The 7178-nt window shown below is 38.3% G+C and carries 6 protein-coding genes and 1 other annotated feature (1 of these 7 running past the window's edge); of the genes, 1 reads left to right on the top strand and 5 read right to left on the bottom strand.

The window, feature by feature from the left end; all coding sequences use genetic code 11:
- Positions 1-227 (top strand) — a binding site (T-box leader) (it extends 41 nt beyond the left edge of the window).
- A 49-nt stretch (positions 228-276) separates the two neighbouring features.
- The gene (gene brnQ, locus V7122_RS23140; RefSeq protein ID WP_335529481.1) at positions 277-1608 is read left to right on the top strand and encodes a branched-chain amino acid transport system II carrier protein; all 1332 of its coding nucleotides are present in this window, start codon (positions 277-279) and stop codon (positions 1606-1608) included.
- Positions 1609-1756: 148 nt separating this feature from the next.
- Here the strand turns inward: brnQ and V7122_RS23135 are convergent, their stop codons facing one another.
- From V7122_RS23135 to V7122_RS23115, 5 genes are all read right to left on the bottom strand, one after another.
- Positions 1757-2650 (bottom strand): EamA family transporter, encoded by an 894-nt coding sequence (locus V7122_RS23135; protein WP_335529478.1) that lies wholly within the window; start codon positions 2648-2650, stop codon positions 1757-1759.
- A gap of 276 nt (positions 2651-2926) precedes the next feature.
- On the bottom strand, positions 2927-3859 hold the full coding sequence (locus tag V7122_RS23130) for a nucleoside hydrolase (RefSeq protein WP_335529476.1): 933 nt from the start codon (positions 3857-3859) through the stop codon (positions 2927-2929).
- 20 nt (positions 3860-3879) lie between these two features.
- Entirely contained in the window at positions 3880-5106 is a 1227-nt protein-coding gene (locus V7122_RS23125; RefSeq protein WP_335529473.1) for a NupC/NupG family nucleoside CNT transporter, read from the bottom strand.
- Positions 5107-5186: 80 nt separating this feature from the next.
- Positions 5187-6071: a ribokinase gene (rbsK, locus tag V7122_RS23120; RefSeq protein WP_335529470.1), complete on the bottom strand. Its 885-nt coding sequence runs from the start codon at positions 6069-6071 to the stop codon at positions 5187-5189.
- Positions 6072-6087: 16 nt separating this feature from the next.
- The gene (locus tag V7122_RS23115) at positions 6088-7062 is read right to left on the bottom strand and encodes a LacI family DNA-binding transcriptional regulator (protein ID WP_335529467.1); all 975 of its coding nucleotides are present in this window, start codon (positions 7060-7062) and stop codon (positions 6088-6090) included.
- Positions 7063-7178: the final 116 nt, after the last annotated feature.

Below are 7178 nucleotides of genomic sequence, written 5' to 3'. Positions count from 1 at the left end.
AGTAAGATAAGCAGCCTGAATTACAGAGAATCGGTATTTGGTGAGAGCCGATGTTCAGAACTTGTCCGAAGTCATCTCCGAGATGCAAAGCTGAAGTCAGTAAGCTTTGACGGGTTTCCGCCGTTACCATGGATCACGTATAATTGTACGTTGACTTAAGTGCCGTAATTTTTTGATTTATTTTTACGGAATAAGGGTGGTAACGCGAGCGATAACTCGTCCCTACTATAGGGACGAGTTTTTTGTTATTCAAATATAAAAAAGGAGTGGGTTTTTATGAAAAAGTTAGACACATTATTTATTGGCCTTATGCTATTTTCAATGTTTTTTGGTGCAGGAAACTTAATTTTCCCTCCAGTTCTTGGTTCTGAGTCTGGCACATCTTTTTGGTTTGCGATGGCCGGCTTTATTTTAACGGCTGTTGGTTTGCCGTTTGCAGTTCTCTTTGCCGTATCGCTAGTAAAAGATGGTGCAACTACAATCGGAAATCGCGTGCATCCAGTATTTAGCACAGTTTTCATGGTTGCTGTCTATCTATCAATCGGACCATTTCTAGCGATTCCAAGAAACGCTAATGTTGCCTACGAAATGGGCGTGAAACCATTTTTAAAAGAATCATGGAACAGCTCAGTCGTTCTCGTCCTATTTTCAGTAGTGTTCTTCGCCTTAGTTTATGTAGTCAGCTTGAACCCTACTAAAATGGAAAAATATATGGGACGCTTTATCACGCCAGTACTGCTTCTAGCAATGGTGGTCTTATGTACAATTGGTTTTATGAAATTAGATTTACCACTTAGTTCGCCAAGTGAAGCTTATCAATCAGGCGCATTCTCTAAAGGTTTTATTGAAGGATATAACACAATGGATGCCCTTGCTGCGTTAGCATTCGGGATTGTTATACTTAGCGCTATTAAGAAAAAAGGAATCACGGACAGAAAACAATTAACTAGCTTTACGTTGAAGGCTGGATTTATTGCTGGAGGATTGCTATCCGTTGTATATGTAAGCATTGGATTAATCGGTGGAAAAATGACAGATGCCTCTTCCTATGAAACTGGTACAGGCATTTTAACAGCTGCATCTACCCTTTTATTAGGTTCCGGCGGTGTAGCTTTATTAGGCTTGATTTTCACTTTAGCTTGTTTTACAACATGTGTTGGATTGACAACAGCTTGCGGACAGTATTTTTCGAAAGTTATTCCGGCTGCTAGCTATAAAACCCTTGTCTTAGCCTTAACAATTATTGGGTTTACACTCTCAAATCTTGGTTTAAATCAAATTCTTAAATTTTCAGTACCTTTCCTTGTAACGGCTTATCCGTTAACAATCGTACTAATTACTTTAACATTCTTTAATCCCTTCTTTAAAAATTCAAGAAAAGTATACGGAAGCACAGTGTTATTTACAGGGATATTTGCACTTATGGGAGGATTAACAACATTTGGCTTAGACTTAGGACCTTTAGAATCGGTCAGAGCGATTCTTCCATTCTACTCAGTTGGATTAGAATGGATTGTGCCGGCCATTTTTGGGGCTGTCATTGGAATACTTTTGAGCGGGTTTGATAGAAAAGTAGAAAATGCAAAAACCGTAGAAATTAAAGGGTAATTACAGTGTTTTATATGTTAATTATATTTTAGGTGATTTTTATATAGAAATTTACCAGTATAAAAAGGCGAACGCAGATTACCACAGTTCGCCTTTTTTACCGAATTCCCTTAAAAGTGACTTTAGCTCAGGTTCTTTGTTGCAAAAGTTATTGAAGTTTAACTTTACTTTTTATTAATTGTTTAATAGGTGTTACGGATATTCCTAAAAGAATAAGCAATACTCCGCCCCATTGAAGAAATGACACATACTCTTTCAATACAATAATGGAGGCAATGATGGCAGTAGGAAGTTCGGCACCGCCTAGAATCGTAGCCAATCCGGATCCTGTTTTCGGTGAACCAATAGCAAAAAAACTAATAGGTATTACTACTCCTAGCAAGCCCAATAAAATACCATACTTCCATAATCCCTCTGCCATGGAACCATTATATAAAAATGATGGTGAGAAAGTTAGCATCAATATAATTAAAGCGCCAGTCGTCATTAATGCCCCCCGATTTAGAAAGGGAACATCGGCTTCAATTCTTCCAGTACTAAATATAAATAAGGAAAATGTAATAGCCGACAATAATCCAAAAATAATCCCCTTCATATCAAGGGTGGAAAAACTATTACCTATTATTCCACTAGCCATAACAGTGCCAATTAATAGAATCACAACAGACAAAATTTTCTCTCTGCTTGGCAGTCGTTTATCAACCAGGCTTTCTATTAATATACCAATCCAAGTAAATTGGAATAACAGTACAATTGCTATGGAAGCTGGAATGGTCTTTAGCGATATTCCATAAAACATGCCTGTAAAGCTTGATGATGTTCCTGCAAGGATTAAAATAAGTGACTTTTTGATTGATATTCGTTTTCTAGAAAAAAGAAGACTTAAAAGAAGCAGCATGATCCAGCCAAAAAAGTATTGGCTGCTAATAACTTCTCCAACGGTAAACCCATCCTGATAGGCAAGCTTTATGATAGATGCAATCAATCCATAGCTGCATGCTCCAAGAAAAACAAGAAGTGAATATTTATATGTTTTAAGCACGTATACCTCTCCTTAAGTTGTAAAAATAACGAATACCCACCTAAAAAAGGTGGGCAATTAAAATTATATCGCAGATTAACGGGCAGTAAGACTCCCACTTCATGACTAAGAGGAATCGATGAAGTATAAGTGGGAGTCAAACTGCCCGTAAATGCCCGATTAGTTCAACTAACAATCAGTGGTCGATGAGGGAGAATAAATCGCGACTTCTTGTAACAACGTCTGAACTAGCATATCCTATGCGTCAACCCCCCACTGATTGAAGTTTCACTTTATCTATTTTTTCAAATATTCGATAAAACGTTCAAGAAATCTTTCGTGATCTACATCTACACAAATGTTTACATTCGGTTCTTTTTTCAATAAATTTCTAAAGTCACAGATTGTCTGTCCATAGCTCAAGTCACTTTTTGTCTCTACGTCAACATAATATTTCTCTGACTTCACAAGACTTTTGTCTAAAGCCACAGCAACAGCTAGTGGATCATGTAAAGCACAAGCATTGACGCCATATAGGCCTAAAGAAAATCCCCTGTATACGCCTGTACTATTTTTGACAAACTCAAAGTATTTGGTCCCTTTTAATAGATTAATATGTTCTTCAGAAAGCATCACTTTTCGAGTCACATCTAAACTAACTAAAGTAATTTCCATGCCTGAATGAAAGACAATTTTCGCTGATTCTGGATCACCATAAATATTAAACTCAGAAGTCGGCAATGTATTTCCTCTGCCGGAAGATTGCACGATCCCCCCCATAATCACAACCTCTTTTACCCATTCGGCCACTCTTGGTTCTTTACGAAGCGCTAGAGCGAGGTTTGTCAATGGAGCAACCATGATGAGAGTAAGTTCTCCCTTATATTTTTCCGCCTGCTCGATGATGAAATCAGCAGCAAAGATACTATTCTCTTGTACACCCGCATCGATATGATCGAGCGCCCCGCCGATTCCATCTTCTCCATGAACTCTAAATTCATGATAAGGTTCTCTAAGAAGAGGGCGAGAAGCACCTTTATATACATTAATTTTGTTTTCCATGCCGAGCAATTTCAACATTCTGTGTGTATTAATATTTACTTGCTCAAGCGGAACATTGCCGCAAACCGTTGTAATACCTAAAACATCAAGCTGTTCGCTCTGTGTAGCATATAAAATGGCAAGTGCATCATCTACCCCAGTATCTACATCGATAATAACCTTCTTCACATCGATCACTCCTGACTTTTTTAGAAATAAATCCCAGCAATTGCACCACTCATTAGATTGGCCAATGAAGCGGCAATTAACGCACGAAAAGCTAATTTCTGAATAACAGCTTTTTGATTTGGCGCCATGGATGATAATGCTCCAACTAATATTCCAATAGAGCCTAAGTTTGCAAATCCGCATAAAGTAAACGTGATAACGGCTTGGGCTTTTTGTGAAAATTCAGCTGTTTGCCCAGCGAATGAAGAAAAGGCAACAAATTCATTGAATACTAATTTTTGACCAATTAAGTTCCCTGCCATCACTGCTTCGCTCCAAGGAATTCCAATAATAAAAGCAATCGGTGCAAATAGATAACCAAAGATCATTTCTAAAGATAAACCTTCAAATCCGAAAAGACCTCCGATTCCCCCAAGGATACCATTTGTGAAAGCAACTAAGCCGAGAATAGCCATAAGCATGACAGCAACACCAAACGCAATTTTGGCACCATCAAATGCACCATCAGTAATGACTTCTAGAATATTTCTTTTCTTCGGAGTTTCACCATTGTTTGCTAATTTCTTTAAATCTATCTCCGTGTTCGTTTCTGTTTCCGGCATTAATAATTTAGCCATGACAAGTCCTGCTGGTGCGGACATGAAGCTTGCAGCTATTAAATATTCAATGGACACACCCATCGCAGCTAGTCCAATCATGACTGCACCAGAAACAGATGCCAATCCTCCAACCATGACAGCAAAAATTTGCGATTTAGTCATATATGGCAGATATGGCTTAATGACAAGCGGTGCTTCTGACATCCCAACGAAAATATTTGCTGTTGCAGACATTGACTCTGTCTTGCTAACTTTTAAGAGTCTTGAGATAAATCCGCCGATAATTCGTACAAAAATTTGCATAATTCCTAAGTGATATAAAAGAGAAATTAAAGCTGATAAAAAGATAATGATTGCTAATACTCTAACCGCAAAAATTGAGCCTGCCGGACCTGCCTTGTCTGCAAGACTGCCGAATACGAACGCTACACCAACATCTCCATAATGGATGACCTTATTGACACCCGCAGAAACTGCTTGCAATGCTTCTTGTCCTAATTTTGATTTCAGAACAATAAAACCAAAGACAAGCTGTAAAAGAAATCCTAAACCAATAGTACGAAAATTAATCGCCTTTCTGTTTTCAGAAACTAAGTAAGCAATAAAAAATATGATTGAACACCCGATTAAACCCCAAAGAATATTCAATTTTTTCACCTCGCTAAAGTTTTTTAATGTTAAAAAATCCACTTCAAAATTCCGAATATACTATTTTCTCAATTTATTGCTTACCCGTTATTTTTCATGAAATTCTTAACCTCGTTTTCCGTTGGCATACCCGTTTGCGCGCCTAGCTTTGTCGTAGATAACGCAGCAACTGCATTGCCATATTTACATGCAGCATCCATAGTAAGACCTTTGCTTAGAGCGACTGCAAATCCGCCGTTAAACGAATCCCCAGCACCAGTTGTATCTACAACATTCACTCTGAATGCTGGTATATTTACTTCTTTTCCACCTTGATAGAAACTAACGCCTTTGCTTCCTTTTGTAAGAATTACTTTCTCTTTCAGAACATTTTCTTCCATTGCTTTTTCTAATACCTTATACTCATGTTCATTTGGCGTTAGATAATCAACATTTGCAATGAGGTCAGCAGGCAGCTCTTGAATTGGGGCTGGATTTAAAATAATTTTGACCCCATTTTCTTTTGCAATTTCCACCGCTTTTTCTACACCTTCTAGTGGAATCTCAAGCTGTAGAATGAGAATATCACTGGATGCAATTGTATCTCTTTTTGATTCAACGAACGCTGCTGTCACATGTTCGTTAGCTGCCGGAACGACAATAATACTATTATCTTGATTAGATACAATAATCGTAGCCGTTCCCGTCGAACCTGTAACCGGTTCCACATTGCTTACATCAACACCTTGGTCAGATAGATGTTGAATAAGCTCTTTCCCAAATGAATCATTCCCGACACAGCCAATCATGTGCACATCTGCCCCTAATCGGGCTGCTGCAACTGCTTGGTTTGCGCCTTTGCCCCCAGGATTTGTTTGAAATCGATTTCCTAATAGTGTTTCGCCTATTTGAGGGACTTGATCAGTTATCGTCACTAAATCCATATTAATGCTGCCGACTACTGTTACTTTTGGATTATTGCTCATTTTAATTGAAACCTCCTTAAGTTGATTGCCTTTCAACAAGGTGAACATCCAATGTATAGGTTGTTTCCAAAACTGGCTGCTTCTCTATTAATTGAACGAGCAAAGTTGCAGCTTTTTCCCCTAATTCATAGATGGGCTGAACGACTGTTGTTAATTCAGGTGTTGTAGCAGTTGACATCATGATTCCATCAAACCCAACAATTGCAATGTCCTCGGGCACTTTTTTTCCAAGCTTATGAACGGCTTTAATCGTTCCGATGGCACTAGTATCATTTGCCGCAAATATCCCATCAATGTCAGGGTGTAGTTGCAATAGCTTCATAGTTGCATCAAATGAAGTTTGCATGGAAAAATCTCCTTCAGCGATGAATGTTTCTTTAAACCAAGGCTCCTGACTTACTATTTCCCGATATCCTTTACATCGCTCATCAGCAGTAAAAATATCGTGCGGGCCCCTAATATGAGCAATTCGCTTTCGCCCTAATTCTTTCAAGAAACTTGCAGCAAGTCTTGCACCTTTTCTATTTTCAACTACGATTGTTGGCAGGCCCTTACTTATTTCCCGATCAATGCTGACAACAGGTATCTTAATCTTCTCAATCTGCTCAGCAGTCATGGTATTAGATGCAATGATTAAACCATCAACGTACTTCTGCATCATCATATCCAAATAAGCCTGTTCTTTAGCCCTATCCTCATCTGAGTTGCATAGAATCACTGTATACCCAAGCTTTATTGCTACGTCCTCAACTGCTCGAGCTAGCTCTGGAAAGAATGGATTCATAATATCTGGAAGCATTAAACCTATCGTTTTCGATTGTTTCTTAAAAAGGCTCCTTGCGACTGCATTCGGCTTGTAGTTCAATTCCGCAATCGCCTGCTCGATCTTTTTCCTGGAATCTTCGCTTACATAACCTTTGTTATTTAATACTCTTGAAACAGTAGCTACAGAAAGACCTGTATGCTTTGCCACATCCTTAATTGAAACCATTTTGTCACCTCATTGACCTGTAACCGGTTACACATATTTTATAGCAGAATCGTTTTATTAGTCAATAAGAATTTTGTCGAATCCTGTATAATATGTCATACAAAATGAATATATAT

The sequence above is a fragment of the Bacillus sp. JJ1532 genome (assembly GCF_036965085.1).
In the GTDB taxonomy this organism is placed as follows: Bacteria; Bacillota; Bacilli; order Bacillales; family Cytobacillaceae; genus Cytobacillus.
The sequence above is the reverse complement of the archived record's forward strand: the minus strand, read 5'-3'. Positions and strand labels throughout refer to the sequence as shown.

What these genes read in the sequence shown, in the direction of transcription:
- rbsK (WP_335529470.1), bottom strand. Translation starts at nt 6,071, where the DNA reads ATGAGCAATAATCCAAAAGTAACAGTAGTCGGCAGCATTAATATGGAT.
- brnQ (WP_335529481.1), top strand. Translation starts at nt 277, where the DNA reads ATGAAAAAGTTAGACACATTATTTATTGGCCTTATGCTATTTTCAATG.
- V7122_RS23115 (WP_335529467.1), bottom strand. Translation starts at nt 7,062, where the DNA reads ATGGTTTCAATTAAGGATGTGGCAAAGCATACAGGTCTTTCTGTAGCT.